We start from the raw sequence: 16,751 nt of genomic DNA on the forward strand, positions 1-16,751 counted from the left end.
GCGATCGCGTCCAGCTCGTACAGATCCCCATGGGTGGAGGAACCCGTCGTGGTCCTGGCCATGATCAAAACCGCCGCGATGCCACAGCACAACCCTGAGAGCGCGTACAACATCACGGTGTGCCGGCGCACGTCGATGCCCGCCAGCCGCGCCGCCTCCGGGTTACCGCCCACCGCGTAGGTGCGACGGCCGAACGTGGTGCGGTTCAACAGCACCCACCCGGCGATCACCACCAGCGCGAAGATGTAGACCAGCACCGGGATGCCCAGCACCCGGCTGGTTGACAGCTCCACGATCATCTCGTTGCCCTGCTGCACCAGCTGGGTACGCCGGTCCGACATCCGCTGCGCCAGCCCCCGGGCGGCCACCAGCATCGCCAGCGTGGCGATGAACGGCACCATCCGCCCGTACGAGATCAGCAACCCGTTGACCAGACCCGCACCCGTGCCCACCAGCACCGCGCACACGATCATCACGAACGGCCCGTAGGACTGGGTGGCCAGCGTGGTCGCCCACACCGACGCCAACGCCATGATCGCACCCACCGACAGGTCGATACCCCCACCGATGATCACGAACGTCATGCCGACGGTGATCACCCCGATGGTCGCCGCCAGCGACAGGATGCTCACCATGTTCGAGGTCGTGGCGAAGGTGTCGGGCACCGTGACCAGACCCACCACGGCGAGCAGCACCAGCGCGACCACCAGGCCGAGATGACGCGTCTCCCCGAGGCGGGAGAGCGGGCTCGCCGTGACGGGCTTGCGAGCGGGCGCCTCGACGCGGTCGCTCTCGTCCACGGGCGGCTTCACCGGAGCACCGCCGAGACGCTCGGGGCTCCGGAACGGAGGGAGGTGACGTCCATGAAGACCTGTCGGTTCCTTTCACTAGTTCCCGCGCGTCCGGGACGTCCGGCGCTCGCGGTGTGCCGTGGGTTCCCGGGCTCCCCGGGCTCCCCGGCCTCCCCCGGTCTTCCGGTGGCGAAGGAGGTCACCGGGCGCTTGCCGGAGGGGGTCCGCTCCCCGGAGGAGGTCACCGGCTGCTTTCCGAAGGGGGTCACGAGGCGCTCTCGGGAGGAAGTCACCGGGCGCTTTCCGGAGGAGGTCACAGGGCACTCCCCTCCATGATCATGTCGAGGACGGCGTGCTCGTCCAGCTCACCCGCGCCGGCCTCACGAATGACCCGGCCCTCGCGCAGGACCAGCACCCGATCGGCCAGCCCCAGCACCTCGGGAACCTCGCTGGAGACCAGCAACACCCCGATCCCCTCGTCGGCCAGCCGCCGCACCAGCGCGTACAACTCCGCCCGAGCCCCCACATCCACCCCGCGGGTCGGCTCGTCCAGCAACAGCAGCTTGCGGTTGTTCAGCAACCACCGGGCCAGCACCGCTTTCTGCTGGTTACCGCCCGACAACGTCTTGATCGGCCGCTCCGGATCCGAGGGGCGGATGTCCAGCGCCTGCACCATCTCCCGCGCATCGGCCGCCTCACGGCGCCGGTCCATCCAGCCCAGCCGCGAGTACCGGCCCAAACTCGCCAGGCTGATGTTGCGCGAGACACTCTGGTCCAGCAGCAACGCCTGCGCCTTGCGCTCCTCGGGCGCCAGCCCCATCCCCAGCCGCACCGCACCGGTCGTGCCACCGCCCCGGCGCACCGTCTTGCCCTCCAGCACCACCTGGCCGGAGAACCGCCGCGCCCCGTACACCGCCTCGATGATCTCCGAGCGGCCCGAGCCGACCAGACCGGCCAGCCCCACGATCTCCCCCGCCCGCACCGAGAACGACACGTCGGAGACGACCCCGGGGACGGTGAGGTTCTCGACCCGCAGCACCTCGTCGCCCGCGACGGGTTCCGCGCGGCGCGGCGGGAAGACGTACTCGACGTTGCGGCCGGTCATCAACGAGACCACCTGCGAGGTCGGCGTCTCCTTGGCCGGCAGGCCGACCGCGACCGTGCGGCCGTCCTTGAGCACCGTGACCCGGTCCCCGATCTCGCGGATCTCCTCCAGCCGATGCGAGATGTAGACCACCGCCACCCCCTGCGCGGTCAGCTCCCGGATGATCCGGAACAGGTTGCCCACCTCGTCATGGGCCAGCGCCGCCGACGGCTCGTCCATGATGATCAACCGGGTGTCGTGCGACAGCGCCCGCGCCATGCTCACCACCTGCTTGGCCGCCGGCGACAACCGGCCCACCTCCACCGACGGGCGGATCTCCGCGTGCCCCAGCCGCGCCAGCAACTCCCGCGTCGCCCGCGCCGCCTCGGAACGGCCCACGAACCCCATCCGCGACGGCTCATGACCCAAGAACACGTTCTCGGCCACGCTCAACCCGTCCACCAGGTCCAGCTCCTGATAGATCGTGGAGATCCCGAGCCGGATCGCCGCGATCGGGCTCGACAGCCGCACCTCCTCACCGTTCAGCGTGATCGTCCCCTCGTCGGGCTGGTGAGCGCCCGCCAAGGTCTTGATCAAAGTGGACTTCCCGGCACCGTTCTGGCCGAGCAGGCAGTGCACCTCTCCGGGCAGCACTTCCAGGTCGACGCCGTCCAGGGCGCGCACTCCGGGGAACTGCTTGACGATCCCGCGCATGAGGAGCAGGGGGGTGGCTTCTGACATGGGGCCTCGCTGGTTCATCATGGGGCCGAGAGGACGTGGTCGCTGCCGAGCCTGGCCGCGCCGACCACACCGGCGTCGGGTCCGAGCTCCGAGAGCACGATGGGCAGGTTGCCGGTCGCCAGGGGCAGTGACCGGCGGTAGACGACACTTCTGATCTCCGCCAGGAGGACGTGGCCCAGCTGGGCCACCCCTCCCGCGATGATCACGAGGCCGGGGTTGAAGAAGCTGACGAGGCCGGCCAGCACCGTGCCGACCCTGCGCCCGCCGTCGCGGATGAGCCGTACCGCCTCGGCGTCGCCCATCTCGGCGGCCGAGGAGACGTCCTCGGCGGTGAGGGTACCCGTCTGGTCGAGTCGCCGGCCCAGGTAGGCCGAGCGCCCGGCGATGGCCGTGGCCTCCCTGGCGAGAGCGGTCCCGCCGAAGTAGGCCTCCAGACAGCCGACGTTGCCGCAGGCGCAGACGGGGCCCTGGTCGTCGACGCGGATGTGGCCGATGTCCCCGGCGCTGCCGGAGACACCCCGGTAGATCTTTCCGTCGACCACGATGCCGCAGCCGATGCCGGTGCCGATCTTGACGAGCAGGAAGTCGTCCACCTGCCTGGCCAGCCCCGAGTGGAGCTCGCCGAGGGCCATGATGTTGACGTCGTTGTCGACCACGGCCGGGCAGCCGAGGGCCTGGCCGACCGCCTCCCTGACGGGGTAGCGGTCCCAGCCGGGCATTATCGGGGGCGCGACCGGCACTCCCTCGCGGAAGCTGACCGGGCCCGGGACGCCGATGCCCGCGCCGTGCAGCTCGGTGAACAGACCCTGCTCGCCCAGCTTGGCGATCATCTCCATCGCCTGGTCGAGCACGGCCACCGGGCCGTCGCGCACGTCGCACCGCTGGCTCAGGTGGCCGAGGATCTCCAGCTCGCCGTCGGTGACGACCACGTCGATGGAGGTGGCGCCGATGTCGATCCCGGCGAAGCGGAGGTCTCCGGAGAGCCGTACCAGACCGGACCTGCGCCCGCCGCGCGAGGCCGCGAGCCCCGCCTGCTCGGCCAGGCGCAGCTCGACGAGCCGGTCGAGCTCCAGGTTGAGGCGCGAACGCGAAAGGGCGGTCACGTCGCCGAGCTCGGCCCGTGACCGCGCTCTCTCGCGTAGCAGCCGGAGGAGCGCAGCCTGGTGCGCGTTCTCCGGCCGAGCGACGGTCCGCTTCACGAACACCTCCCTGTTCCGAGCAGGTGTGCAGAAGCTAACCCTCTTTAGACCGGTTTGTGAATCACTTTTACCTAACGGTTCGCCGACTTTTGCCTCAATCGGCAAAAGTCGGCGAACTTGACCGCTCCGGTCAGCTCACCCTGGTGAGCCTCCACTGCTGGTTGGTACCGGTCCCGCAGGTGGCCTGGGTGAGTTGCGTGCCGTCCGCGGTCGAGGCGCCGGGCACCTCCAGGCAGTGACCGCTCGCGACCGAGGTGATCTTCCAGGCGCCGTTCGTCCCGGTGGTGAACCTCCACTGCTGGTTAGCGGCATTGTGGCAGGTCCACTGGATGATCGGTGCCCCCGGCGAGGTGGAGGCCGCGTTCACGTCCAGGCACTTGCCGCCCTGGACCCCGGTGAGGGTGAAGGCGCCGCCGGTCGCGGCGGTGAACCTCCACTGCTGGTTGGTGCCGGCGTTGGCGGCCCACTGGACCACCCTGGCCCCGTCGGCCGTGGACTGGCCCTCGACGTCGGCCGCCTTGGAGCTGTGCGCGGCGACCAGCGTGTAGACGCCGCCCGCCACCGGCCCGCTCGAACCCCCCGAGGCGTTCAGGGTGAGGGAGTCGAGGTCGAACTGGTTGGCGGTCGGGTGCTTGAACACGAGGAACAGCGGGTGGCTGCCCGACAGCGCCGCCACCGAGCTGGTGACCGTCTGCTGGTAGGTGTCCCAGCCCCCGGTGTTCTGCACCGCCGTGGTGGACAGCAGCTGCCCGGTGGGCGAGTCGGCGCGCAGCTCGATCGAGCCGCCGCCCACGGGCGAGGACACCCGGTAGGACACCGACGCGACCCCCTGGACGCTCATCGGCGCGAAGGAGATCCAGTCGTTGTTGGAGATGTCGCCGACGCGCTTGCCGTTCTGCGCGCCGGCCTGGTCGATGATCCGGACCCCGGACGAGCCGGTGAAGTACTCGGCCTGCTTCTGCCGGGGCTGCAGGATCAGGTTCGCGGTGTGGGACAGGCCGCCGTTGTCGGTGTAGGTCGCGGTGAGGACGTAGAAGGTGTTGGCGTCGGCGTCGTGGCCGGAGTTCGTGGTCACCACGGTCCCCGAGCAGCCGGTGAACTGGCCCGTGTCGTGGCTGTGGGTGTCGTGGCCGAGCGCCGTGACCACCCTGACCCGGGAACAGTCGATCGTGCCGTCCTCGGGGTCGGTGACGGTCACCGTGTACGGGACCGAGTCGCCGAAGGAGATGGCCGTGCCGTCGGGCGGCGAGCCGAACCTCACGACCGGCGCGGTGTTGCCGACCGTGATGGGCACCGTCGCCGAGCCGCTCTTGCCCGACGAGTCGGTGATCGTGAGCCTCGCGGTGAAGGTGCCGTTGGCGGTGTAGGTGAACGAGGGGTTCGCCGCGGTGGAGTCGGTCGAGCCGTTGCTGGTGAAGTCCCACGCGTAGGTGAACGGGTCCCCGTCCGGGTCCGCCGAGCCCGCCGAGGAGAACTGGACGGTGAGCGGGGCCTGGCCGGAGGTGGGCGTCCCGGCCGCCTTCGCGATCGGGGAGCGCGAGCCGTTGATGTAGTCGATCCGGTAGACGCCGTCGTCGGGGTTGGTGCCGCCGTAGCCGGCCCCCCACTCGATCAGGTACATCGCGCCGTCGGGGCCGAACTTCATGTGCATCGGCGACCTGAACCCGAGGTTGGACAGGAAGCGGTTGGTCTTCAGGACGTTGCCGCTCCCGTCCAGCCGCATCTCCATCAGGTAGTTGCGGCTCCACTCGTAGAAGAACGGGGTGTCGTCGAAGTACGCGGGGAACTTCGTCTCCGAGGGGTTGGCCGCGTCGTAGTGGTAGAACGGCCCGCCCATCGGGGCCGCGCCGCCGCTGGTGCCCATCTCCGGCCACTCGGGCGTGAGGTGGTACGTGTACCAGACGGTGGCCGCCTTGACCGCGGGCAGGTTCGTCAGGCCCGTGTTGTTGGGCGAGTTGTTCACCGGCGCCGCGCAGTTGAACTTCGCCCCCGAGGTGGACGTGGCGAAGTTGTAGTCGTTGAACGGGGTGTTGTTGCCGACGCAGTACGGCCAGCCGTAGAAGCCGGGCGACTTGATCAGGTTCCACTCGACGGTGCCCTCGGGCCCGCGGTTGGCGTTGGCCGATCCCGCGTCGGGGCCGTAGTCGGCCGCCGAGATCCAGCCGGTCTCGGAGTCCACCGAGAAGCGGAACGGGTTGCGGAAGCCCATCGCGTAGATCTCCGGGCGGGTCTGCGCGGTGCCCGGCGCGAACATGTTGCCCGAGGGGATCGTGTAGGTGCCGTTGCTCTCGGGGTGGATCCGCAGGATCTTGCCGCGCAGGTCGTTGGTGTTGGCGCTGGTCTTCTGGGCGTCGAAGTTGGCGCGGCCCGCGCGCTCGTCGATCGGCGCGTACCCGTCGGAGGAGAAGGGGTTGATGTCGTCGCCGACGCCGATGTAGAGGTTCCCGCCGGGCCCGAAGGCGAGCTGCCCGCCGGTGTGCCCCGGCTCGTCGGTCCTGGTGGCGGGGATGGTGAGCAGCTTCTTCTCGCTGGCCAGGTCCAGGCTGTCGCCGGCGCTGTTGAGGGTGAACCGGGAGACCTGGTTCACCGCCGCCGAACCGGTCGGCGAGTAGTTGAGGTAGACCCAGCGGTTGGTCGCGAAGCCCGGGTCCAGGACCAGGCCGATCAGCCCGTCCTCACCGCCGGTGTAGACGCTCAGCGTGCCGGTGGTCACGATCTGGCCGTTGCTCTTGCGGACGAGCATGAGCTTGCCGGAGCGGGCGATGTAGTAGACGTCCCCGTTGGCGGCGATGTCCAGGCCCATCGGCTGGTCGGGGGCGCTGTCGAGCGTGACCTTCTGGAACCGGTTCCACACGGTGCCGCCGCAGTCGCCCGCGGCGTTTCCGGCCGCCCACTTGACGCCGCCGAGCACGTGCTGGCGGAAGTTGGCCTCGCTGTAGGAGGCGCTCTCGTGCCCCATCGCGGTCGCCCACACGCGCCCGCCCTCGGCGTTGCGGCACCAGGAGATCGGGTGGTCGGCGCCCATCTTGCTGCCGCCGGCGTCGTAGGTGGTCTCGTCGGCCGTGACCAGCACGTGGACGTCGCCCCGCATGGTCCGGTCGAAGTTGTACCACTCCTCGGTACGCGTCCAGCGGTCGGGCAGGCCCGCCGTGGAGGGGTGCTTCTTGTCCAGGACCTTGGCGGTGCCCTGCAGGATGCTGGAGTGCGCGGTCATGTGCGCGCCGCCCAGGACGAGCTGGTCCCACCAGGGGAACTGGGCCTCGATGTTCATGTCGGTGGTGTTGTGGATCGCCACGATCCCGCCGCCGTCGTTGACGAACTTCTGGGTGGCCTGCCGCTGGGCCTCGTTGTCCCAGACCATGCCGGAGTTCTGCAGCATGATGATCGCGTCGAAGCCGGCCAGGTTCGCGTCGTTGAGCGAGGTCGAGCTGGCGGACTGGACGACCTCGAAGTCGTTGGCGGCGGCGAGCTGCTGGACCATCGTGATGCCGGACGGGATCGAGCCGTGCACGTAGTCGGCGGTCTCGGTGAACAGCAGCACCCGGAAGGCGGCCGCCTTCGCGGTCGCCGAGGACGCAGAGGAGACAGACAGGCCGGAAAACACGGATAACAGGAGCAGGACCGGGACCATTAAGGCGGTGAAGGGGCGACGCATGGAATCTCCTGGGGGGATGAGAAGGACATGCGAAACGAACCGGGCGGCCTTGTCGGGCGGACCGGTTGTGATGCGGGAGAAGGTGGCAGTAAATCTCGAAATTTGCCGGTTTCTGGCTTATTTCCTCCTTATTTCAGGATGGTAAGGACGAGTTCTGTCGACCGTCAAGCAAAAGATTGCTTAGGGCAAGCAGAACCCCTCGCCCCCGCCAGGAAAGCGGATCCCGCCCCCGCAAGCCCTCTCGATGCCCCTACCGGGCGTTTCATTTGATCGCCGTGACCGCGCCGCCTTCTCCGGACCGTTCCAGGGCCGCCGGAAACCATCGGAGACCGCCGGGAAACTTTCAGACAGGGCACGGAAAAGGGCGCCCTCGAAACGAGGGCGCCCTTCGACGTCCGGACCGCCACCGCGGCCGGTACGTGACCGCCGGAGCACCGCCGGAGCACTTTCAGAGCATCGCCCTCATCGAGGCGGTCGCCTGCTTGCCGAGGGTGGTCGGGGTCAGGTACGGCTGCTCGGCGAGGATCGCCTCCCAGTTGTCCCGGATGTCCTCGACCGTGTGGTCGTCCTGCCGCCAGCCGGGCCCCTCGGCCACGAACACCCGGGCGATCCGGCCGCCGCCAACGCTGAAGACCTCGCCGCTGGTCTCGCAGGCCTCGTGCGCCAGGAAGGTCACCAGGGCGCTGATCCGCTCCACGGTGAACCGGGCCTCGAACTCGGCGGGCAGGATCTCCTCGGTCATCCGGGTCCAGGCGATCGGCGCGATCGCGTTGGCCTTGATCCCGGCCCTGGCGCCCTCGATGCCGAGTGTCTTGGTGAGGCCGACCAGCCCCATCTTCGCGGTGGAGTAGTTGGCCTGGCCGAAGTTGCCGAACAGCCCGGCGGGCGAGGAGGTGTTGATGATCCGGCCGTACCCCTGCTCCTTGAGGTAAGGGAACGCCGCCCGGCTGACCAGGAACGACCCGCGGACGTGCACGGCGAGGACCTGGTCGAACTCCTCGACGCTGATCTTGCCGAAGGACCTGTCCCGCAGGATGCCCGCGTTGTTGACGACGATGTCCAGCCGCCCGTAGGTGTCGATCGCGGTCCGCACGATCGCCTGGGCCCCCTCGGGGGTCGCGACGTTGTCGGTGTTGGCGGTCGCCTCCCCGCCGTTCTTCCTGATCAGCTCGACCACGTCGGCGGCCGGGCCCGCGGAGGCGCCGGTGCCGTCCAGCGCCCCGCCCAGGTCGTTGACCACCACCTTGGCGCCGCGCTCGGCGAGCGACAGCGCGTGCGAGCGGCCGAGTCCGTGCCCGGCGCCGGTGATGACCGCGACCCTGCCGTCAAACCGCAGCTCTGACATCCGCAACCCTCCCACGAGAACATAATTCTAGTCGTCTGAACAATAACTCGCCCGGCCCTCGTGATGCCATGGGCATCCCCGGGCGCGGCGTCGCGGGTGCCCGTGGAGGCGCCCGCGCCGGTGACCCGCCGTCCCGCGGACAAGGCGCGAAGCGAGGTACGGAACAAGGCGCGAAGACAGCCGTGGGATGGTAACCAAAAACGCGTGGGATCATTGCGCATAGTAAGCACGCGTGTTAATTTCTGCTAAAGTTTTTGCCCCACACGGGCGAGGGTCAACGACGACACCCCTCACTAATTCCTAGTACGGCCCCGCCCAATATTTTGGGCTGGAGGCCCTATATGTCCTTATCGCCGCCCCTGCGCGTGGTCCAGTGGGCCACGGGCGCCGTCGGCAGATACTCCCTGCGCAGCGTGATCACCCGGCCGGAGTTCGAGCTGGCCGGGGTCCTGGTCTACGACCCGGACAAGGTGGGACAGGACGCGGGGACCCTCGTCGGGCTCCCCGAGGCCGGTGTCACCTGCACCGACGACGTCGAGGAGATTCTCGCCACGAAGGCCGACTGCGTGCTGCACATGCCGCTGCCGGCGTCCTACTTCGGCGGGGAGCATCCGAGCGACGTCGAGACCATCTGCGCGCTGCTCGCCGCCGGCAAGAACGTCATCACCACCACCGGGTTCGTGTATCCCAAGTGCTACGGCCCGGCGGTGGTGGAGCGCCTGGAGGCCGCCTGCCGCGCGGGAGGGACGTCCCTGCACGGCACCGGCGTCAACCCCGGTTTCATGAGCGACATCCTGCCGCTCACGCTGACCGGCCTGTCCAGCCGCGTCGACCACATCTACGTCCGGGAGTCGTCCGACTTCCGGGGGCACCCGTCCCGGCAGATCGTGGTGGACCTGTTCGGCTTCACCCGTTCGGCCAAGGACTACGTCGCGGCTGTGCGCCCCTTCCGGGCCTTCCAGCGCTCGCTGTTCGCCGAGAGCGTCCAGTTCGTGGCCGACAACCTCGGCGTGGCGCTCGACGAGGTCGAGGAGAGCGACGAGTTCGAGCTCGCGTCCGAGGAGTTCGAGATCGCCGCGGGGGTGGTCAGGGCGGGCACCGTGTGCGCGTCCCGCTGGATGTTCAGCGGGCTGGTCCGCGGCCGTCCCTTCATGACCGTGGAGTGCGTCTACAAGGCCGACGCCACCCGGGTGGGCCGCTGGGCCGATCCCGGCTTCAGCGTCCACATCGAGGGCGTGCCCCAGCTGATGCTCACCGTGGGTGAGATCTCGCACGGCCTGGCCGGGGCCGCCGCCCACGCCGTGAACTCCGTCGCCGCCCTCTGCGCCGCCCCGCCGGGCATCCGCACCGCGCTGGATCTCCCCCTGGCCACCGGCCGGGGCACCGTCCGCCTCGCCTGAGGATCCTCCTCGGCCCCCTCCGAGGCCTCGGCCCCCCTCCGAGGTATTCCCGCGAGCGGACATCCCCCGGCTCCGCCCCACGGGCGGAGCGGACGAGCCGCGCATGAGCCCGGGTACGACCGGCAGAAAGCCTCTTTCACGACAACTGGCGAATGATGCCATCAGTGAGAAATCGCGGCTTTTATCCAATTTATCCGACAAACGGATTCGCACGCGTTCGCGAATGCGCCAATACGCCTTTTCGAGGACGTTGACCCACCGGGCGCGCCCACGCCCCGATCCCCTCGACGCCCCCGGCCCCCCGTACCGCGTGCCGTGTTCCCCCTCCCGCGCCGGCACCCGCGAGGAACACCCCGGCACGGGCGTTCCTCGCGAGATCGGCCGGAGAGTCCCCGAAGGATCGAGAGGTCAAGAGGCCAAGAGGGGCGGGAGGGATGGCGAGAGGGATCAGGTGTGCGGGGTGAAGCGTCCGAAGCGGCCCTGGTGATAGAGCAGCGGGCGCCCGCCGGGTTCGAGGCTCGTCTCGGTCACGAGCCCGACGACCAGGACGTGGTCGCCGATGTCGACGGTGGAGTGGGGAGCGCAGACCAGGTGGGCCGAGACGCCGTCCAGCAGCGGGACGCCCAGGTGGCCGGGGGTCCAGGAGGTGGGGGCGGCGAAGCGGTCGACGTTCTTCCTGGCGAAGCGCGAGGCCACCTCGGCCTGGTCGCTGGCCAGCACGTTCACCGCGAAGTGATCGGCCCGCCGGAGCCAGGGCCAGGTGGTCGAGGACTGGTCGACGTAGAAGGAGACCAGCGGGGGCGTGAGACTGACGGATGAGAACGAGGTGGCCGTGAGGCCGACCGGTACGCCGTCGACCTGCGCGGTGACGACGACGACCCCGGCCGCGTGGACGGCCAGTGCCTGCCGGAAACGCTCGGCGTCGACCGCTCTGCCGGACAGTGTCTCGGTCATGCCGCCTCGCTTAGGACTGTGTGGGTTGCTATGCAGATGATCCACTTGGTCACTTTTTCCCCTTTAAGGAACAAAGGACACTACTCAAAACCCCTTGGGGTCCCTATCTCTTCCCGCTGTCATCCGGGCTCTTTCCTCTGTCACCCGGGGGCCCTTTTCCCGAGCGCCGCGATCACCTGCGGGCCGGCCCGGTCGGCCCAGGGACCGAGAACGGCGTCGAGGCCGGGAATCTGCGACTCCAGCAGCGCGAGGCCCGGAGTGGGCACCGTCGCCCCCAGCTCCACCAGCAACGGCCGGAAATGGACCTCCACCGCCAGCGAGTGCCTGGCGTCCCCCATCACCAGGAGCGGGAGCGCGACCGCCGAGGCGAGCGCACCGCCCGGCAGCCGGTCGAGGAACACCTTGAGCAGACCGGTGTAGGTGGCCTTGTAGGTCGGGCTCGCCACCACCAGCACGTCGGCTCCGGCCACCAGCTCCACCGCGGCCCTCACCTCCGGCGCCGTCTCCGGGGCGAACAGCAGCGGGGCGAGTGCCGCCAGGTCGACGACCTCGGGAGCCTCCTCGTCCCCGATCCGCCGGGCGACGGCCTCCGCCGCCCGGAGGGCCACCCCGTGGGTGCGCGACCCCGGTCGCGGGTTTCCCACCACGGTCACGATGCTCATGAGGCCACCGGTGCTTTCTGGTCGACGTCGGAACGGAGAAGCTTCCACACCTCGTGGCGGTACTCCCCGAAGCGGGAGCCGCCCCTCGGATCGCCTTCGCGAGGGCCGAGATCCACCTCGACGGGCCGCCCGATCCTTCCGGGCCTGGACGTCATGACCGCGACCCTCCGGCCGAGGTAGACGGCCTCGTCGATGCTCCGGGTGGTGAACAGGATGGTCGTGCCGGTCTTCTCCCAGATTCGCACCAGCTCCTCCTGGAGCGACTCCCGGGTCCCGGCGTCCAGCGCGGCGAACGGCTCGTCGAGCAGCAGCACGGCCGGTTCGGCGGCCAGGCTCCTGGCGAGGGCCACGCGCTGCGGCATGCCGAGGGAGAGCTCGTGGGGATAGCGGTCCCCGGACTCGCCCAGCCCCACCAGGTCCAGATACCCCCTGGCCAGCTCGGCGCGCTCGCGCCTCGTGGCGGCCCTGCCCTCCAGCGCGAACTCGACGTTGGACAGCGCCGTGCGCCAGGGGAACAGCGCGTACTGCTGCAGGACGATCCCCCGGTCGAGGCCGGGACCGTCGAGAGGGACGCCGTCCAGCAGGATCCGGCCGGTGGTCGGCGCGGCCAGCCCGGCGATCAGGTCGAGGAGGGTGGACTTGCCGCAGCCGCTCGGCCCGACCAGGGCGAGCAGCTCCCCCTCCCGTACGTCGAGGTCGACGTCGTCGAGGGCGGCGAAGGAACGGTGGGCGTCACGGCCGGGAAACTCCTTGCCGACCCCCTGGACGCTGAGCCTCACCGGGCACCTCCGGGAAGGGCGCGGACGGACGTGGCGGGAGAGAGGAGGTTGACGGGGGCGGGGACATGTCTGATGGTGATCACGAGATGCGTCCTGTGCTGTGTGGGTGGGGGACGGCGGATGGATTCGTGATCACGGACACTGTGCGCTGAACACGCGGCAGAGGTCGATGTGCGCGCACCGCGTCAGATAGATGCCCATACCGGAGAAACTACGCACCACTCCGCGGTAAGTCAATATTTCCTACTGGGTTTACATGAAATACCTATGGGGAGCGGGTGCCCCTCACGGCCGGGGTCCCGTAACGTCGAGGCATGAAACTGGAAAAGGAGATCTCCGGCGGCGGTCGCTTCGAGAGGCAGCCGAACCGGTTCACGACGCGGATCGAGGCGGGCGGCGAGCACCCGCCGGAGCCCGGCCGCTACCAGATCTACGCCTCCTACGCCTGCCCGTGGGCGCACCGCTCGCTCATCGTCCGCGAGCTGCTGGGCCTGCGGGAGGTCGTCGGGGTGACGATCGTCGACCCGATCAGGGACGAGAAGGGCTGGCGGATCCCCGGGGGCGACCCGGTGACCGGGGTGGAGTACCTCTCCGAGCTCTATCTGGCCACCGACCCCGGCTACGAGGGCCGCTACACGGTGCCCTGCGTCTGGGACGTCACCGCCAAGCGCCTGGTCACCAACGACTACCCGCAGATCACCCTCACCCTGGAGACGGCCTTCGCGCCGTGGCACGCCGAGGGCGCCCCCGACCTCTACCCGGAGGAGCTGCGCGAGGAGATCGACGCGCTCAACGAGGTGATCTTCCGGGGCCTCAACAACGGCGTCTACCGGGCCGGGTTCGCCCGCTCGCAGGAGGCGTACGACGAGGCGGTCACCGACGTGTTCGCCACGCTCGACCTGCTGGAGGAGCGGCTGTCCACCCGCCGCCACCTGCACGGCGACACGCTCACCGAGAGCGACGTGCGGCTCTACCCGACGCTCGCCAGGTTCGACGCCGTCTACAACTCGCACTTCAAGTGCGCGGTGCGGCGGCTCACCGACTACCCGGCCCTGTGGGCCTACGCCCGCCGCCTGTACGCCGTCCCCGCGTTCCGCGACACGACCGACTTCGACCAGATCAAGCGGCACTACTTCGTGACGCAGACGAACGTCAACCCGAGCGGGATCGTGCCCCGGGGCCCGGAGATCGACTGGACCGCCCCCTGAGGGTCCCCGCGACCGCTTCCCGGGACGTCGTCCGGGATTACCCGAGGCGTTCCCGGGACCGCTTTCTGCGGCGGCCCCGGGAGGACGTGAAAGTTTCATCGGGCAAATCGGTCATTCGCCCGGTCGGAGGGCGGCCGGGCACGAGGGCCGGTTGACGGTGGGCGAAACGCGCTGGAAACATCGGGCGTCCAGGTTGTGGGAGCGCTCCCACTTGGAACCCTCCGACCGGGATCCTCGGACCCGCGCTCCCGCAACCCGGCACCTCCCCCGCCCAAAGGACCCCCCGTGATCAGACCACCCGCCTGGCTCGCCCTCGCCACGGCCGCCGCCCTGGTGACCCTGACCCCCCTGCCCGCCGCCGCGGACGGCCCCGAACAGATCGTCAACGGCACCTTCGACAGCGGCACCGCCCCCTGGTGGAGCACCGGCAACACCGCGCTGGAGGTCGAGGACGGCCGGCTGTGCGCCGACGTCCCCGGCGGCACCGCCAACCCGTGGGACGTCATCGTCGGCCAGAACGACATCCCCCTGGTCAAGGACGAGACGTACGAGTTCTCCTTCTTCGGGATCGCGACGCCCGGCCGGGTGGCCAAGGCCCTCGTCCAGCTCCCGGTGGACCCCTACACGCAGTACCTGTCGGCCAATCCCGAGCTGAGCGTGTCCGGTAACGACTACCGCTACACCTTCACCTCACCCGTGGACCTGCCTGGCGCGCAGGTGGCGTTCCAGCTCGGGGGCAGCGCCACCCCGTGGAGGTTCTGCGTGGACAACGTCTCCCTCAAGGGCGGGGCCGACCCCGACGTCTACGAGCCGGACACCGGCCCCCGCGTCCGGGTGAACATGGTCGGCTACCTGCCCTCGGGGCCGAAGAACGCCACCCTCGTCACCGAGGGGACGGAGCCGGTCGGCTGGAAGCTGAAGCGCGGCGGGGAGACCGTCTCCGAAGGGGAGACGGTCCCGCGCGGCGTCGACGCCAGCTCCGGCCAGAACGTGCACTCGATCGACTTCGGCACGGTCACCGCCCCCGGCACCGGCTACACCCTGGAGGCCGACGGCGAGACCAGCCGCCCCTTCGACATCGGCGCGGACGTCTACGGCGAGCTCAGGACGGACGCGCTGAAGTTCTACTACACCCAGCGCAGCGGCATCCCGATCCTCGACGACCTCCGCCCCGGCTACGGCAGGCCCGCCGGGCACGTCGGGGTCGCCCCCAACCGGGGTGACGTCGCGGTGCCCTGCCAGCCGGGCGTCTGCGACTACACGCTGAACGTCAAGGGCGGCTGGTACGACGCGGGCGACCACGGCAAGTACGTCGTCAACGGCGGCATCTCCGTCCACCAGCTGATGTCCGCCTTCGAGCGCGCCAAGGCCGACGGCCTCCACAGGGACGGCGACCTCGACATCCCCGAGAGCGGCAACGGGGTGCCCGACATCCTCGACGAGGCCCGCTGGGAGCAGGAGTTCCTGCTCAGCATGCAGGTCCCCGACGGGAAACCGTACGCGGGAATGGCCCACCACAAGATCCACGACGCCGCGTGGACCGGGCTGCCCCTGCTGCCCCACCTGGACCCGCAGCCACGCGAGCTGCACCCGGTCTCCACCGCCGCGACCCTCAACCTGGCCGCCACCGCGGCCCAGGCGGCCCGCCTCTTCGCGCCGTACGACGCCGCGTTCGCCGCGCGCAACCTCGCGGCGGCGAGGAAGGCGTGGGCGGCGGCGAGGGCGAACCCCGCGCGGTACGCGGACCCGGCGGACGGGGTGGGCGGCGGCGCCTACAACGACGACAACGTGACCGACGAGTTCTACTGGGCCGCCGCCGAGCTCTATCTCGCCACCGGCGACAGGGAGTTCAGGGACCACGTGCTCGCCTCGCCGCACCACACCGGCGACATCTGGCGCGATCGAGGCTTCGACTGGGGCAACACCGCCCAGCTCGGCCGCCTGCAGCTGGCCTCCGTGCCCAGCGCGCTCCCCGACCGGGCGCGGGTGCGCCGCTCGGTCCTGGAGGGCGCGGACAAGTATCTCGCCGTCCAGAAGGCCCACCCGTACGGTGTCCCGTACAACCCGCCGGACTACGACTGGGGCTCCAACAACCTGGTGCTCAACAACATGGTCGTGATGGCCGTCGCCCACGACCTGAGCGGCGAGGCGAAGTATCACGACGGGGTGCTGGAGGGGCTCGACTATCTCTTCGGGCGCAACGCCCTCAACCAGTCGTACGTGACCGGCTACGGCGAGGTCGCCTCGAAGAACCAGCACAGCCGCTGGTACGCCCACCAGCTCGACCCCTCCCTGCCCAACCCGCCGCGCGGCACCCTGGCCGGAGGCCCGAACTCCGCGATCCAGGACCCGGTGGCCCAGGCCAAGCTGCGGGGGTGCAAGCCCCAGTTCTGCTACATCGACGACATCGAGTCGTGGGCCACCAACGAGCTGACGATCAACTGGAACTCCCCGCTCGCCTGGATCTCCTCCTACCTCGCCACCCCCGCCGCCCCCGGCCCGTGCAAGGTCGCCTACACCAACCACGGCCAGTGGTCCGGCGGGTTCAACACCCAGGTCACCGTCACCAACACCGGGACCACGGCGATCGACGGCTGGAGCCTCAGCTGGTCCTTCCTGGGCGGCCAGGCCGTACGGCGGCACTGGAACACCGACCTCACCCAGGACGGCGCGACCGTGACCGCCAGGAACCTCTCCTGGAACAAGACCATCAGGCCCGGCCGCTCGATCACCTTCGGCTTCGTCGGTGCCGACGCCCCCGGCCCCAACCCCAAACCGGAACGCTTCCTCCTCAACGGCGACCTCTGTAGGTAACCGGCGTCGAGCGGCCGCCTCCCGAGGCGGCCGTCGCGCCCCCGGCAGGTCCTTCGCATCGCGTCGCGTCCCCGGCGGGTCCCTCGGTGTCACGGGCGGTTTCGGCCTCGGCCCTCGAC

Annotated in this window: 11 protein-coding genes; 3 read left to right on the forward strand and 8 right to left on the reverse strand. The window is 69.8% G+C overall.

What is annotated here, in order from left to right; genetic code table 11:
* The 5 genes from ABT053_RS42835 to ABT053_RS42855 all read right to left on the reverse strand — a co-directional run.
* Positions 1–800: ABC transporter permease (locus ABT053_RS42835; RefSeq protein ID WP_350977838.1), on the reverse strand; the 800-nt coding region annotated here is incomplete at its 3' end.
* A 304-nt stretch (positions 801–1,104) separates the two neighbouring features.
* Entirely contained in the window at positions 1,105–2,616 is a 1,512-nt protein-coding gene (locus ABT053_RS42840) for a sugar ABC transporter ATP-binding protein (protein ID WP_350977841.1), read from the reverse strand.
* Positions 2,617–2,633: 17 nt separating this feature from the next.
* Positions 2,634–3,815, reverse strand: coding sequence for an ROK family protein (locus ABT053_RS42845; protein ID WP_350977842.1), 1,182 nt, complete (start codon positions 3,813–3,815; stop codon positions 2,634–2,636).
* A 130-nt stretch (positions 3,816–3,945) separates the two neighbouring features.
* The gene (locus ABT053_RS42850; RefSeq protein WP_350977845.1) at positions 3,946–7,419 is read right to left on the reverse strand and encodes a ThuA domain-containing protein; all 3,474 of its coding nucleotides are present in this window, start codon (positions 7,417–7,419) and stop codon (positions 3,946–3,948) included.
* Positions 7,420–7,918: 499 nt separating this feature from the next.
* On the reverse strand, positions 7,919–8,815 hold the full coding sequence (locus tag ABT053_RS42855) for an SDR family oxidoreductase (RefSeq protein ID WP_350977848.1): 897 nt from the start codon (positions 8,813–8,815) through the stop codon (positions 7,919–7,921).
* Between the two features lie 341 nt (positions 8,816–9,156).
* On the opposite strand from ABT053_RS42855, the gene ABT053_RS42860 reads away from it, so the two are divergent.
* Positions 9,157–10,215: an NAD(P)H-dependent amine dehydrogenase family protein gene (locus tag ABT053_RS42860; protein ID WP_350977851.1), complete on the forward strand. Its 1,059-nt coding sequence runs from the start codon at positions 9,157–9,159 to the stop codon at positions 10,213–10,215.
* 447 nt (positions 10,216–10,662) lie between these two features.
* Here ABT053_RS42860 and ABT053_RS42865 read toward each other — a convergent pair whose 3' ends face one another.
* The 3 genes from ABT053_RS42865 to ABT053_RS42875 form a co-directional block, all read right to left on the reverse strand.
* Positions 10,663–11,169, reverse strand: coding sequence for a flavin reductase family protein (locus ABT053_RS42865; RefSeq protein ID WP_350977853.1), 507 nt, complete (start codon positions 11,167–11,169; stop codon positions 10,663–10,665).
* 140 nt (positions 11,170–11,309) lie between these two features.
* On the reverse strand, positions 11,310–11,831 hold the full coding sequence (locus ABT053_RS42870; RefSeq protein WP_350977856.1) for an NADPH-dependent FMN reductase: 522 nt from the start codon (positions 11,829–11,831) through the stop codon (positions 11,310–11,312).
* A complete protein-coding gene (locus ABT053_RS42875) occupies positions 11,828–12,610 on the reverse strand; it encodes an ABC transporter ATP-binding protein (protein WP_350977858.1) in 783 nt (260 codons plus the stop codon). The genes ABT053_RS42870 and ABT053_RS42875 overlap by 4 nt, the downstream gene beginning before the upstream one ends.
* Before the next feature lie 314 nt (positions 12,611–12,924).
* Here ABT053_RS42875 and ABT053_RS42880 point away from each other — a divergent pair, with 314 nt between their 5' ends.
* Positions 12,925–13,818, forward strand: coding sequence for a glutathione S-transferase family protein (locus ABT053_RS42880; protein ID WP_350977861.1), 894 nt, complete (start codon positions 12,925–12,927; stop codon positions 13,816–13,818).
* A gap of 285 nt (positions 13,819–14,103) precedes the next feature.
* Positions 14,104–16,632, forward strand: a complete 2,529-nt coding sequence (locus ABT053_RS42885; protein ID WP_350977864.1) for a glycoside hydrolase family 9 protein — start codon at positions 14,104–14,106, stop codon at positions 16,630–16,632.
* Positions 16,633–16,751 lie beyond the last annotated feature (119 nt).

This window comes from Streptosporangium sp. NPDC002524 (assembly GCF_040295985.1).
In the GTDB taxonomy this organism is placed as follows: domain Bacteria; phylum Actinomycetota; class Actinomycetes; order Streptosporangiales; family Streptosporangiaceae; genus Streptosporangium.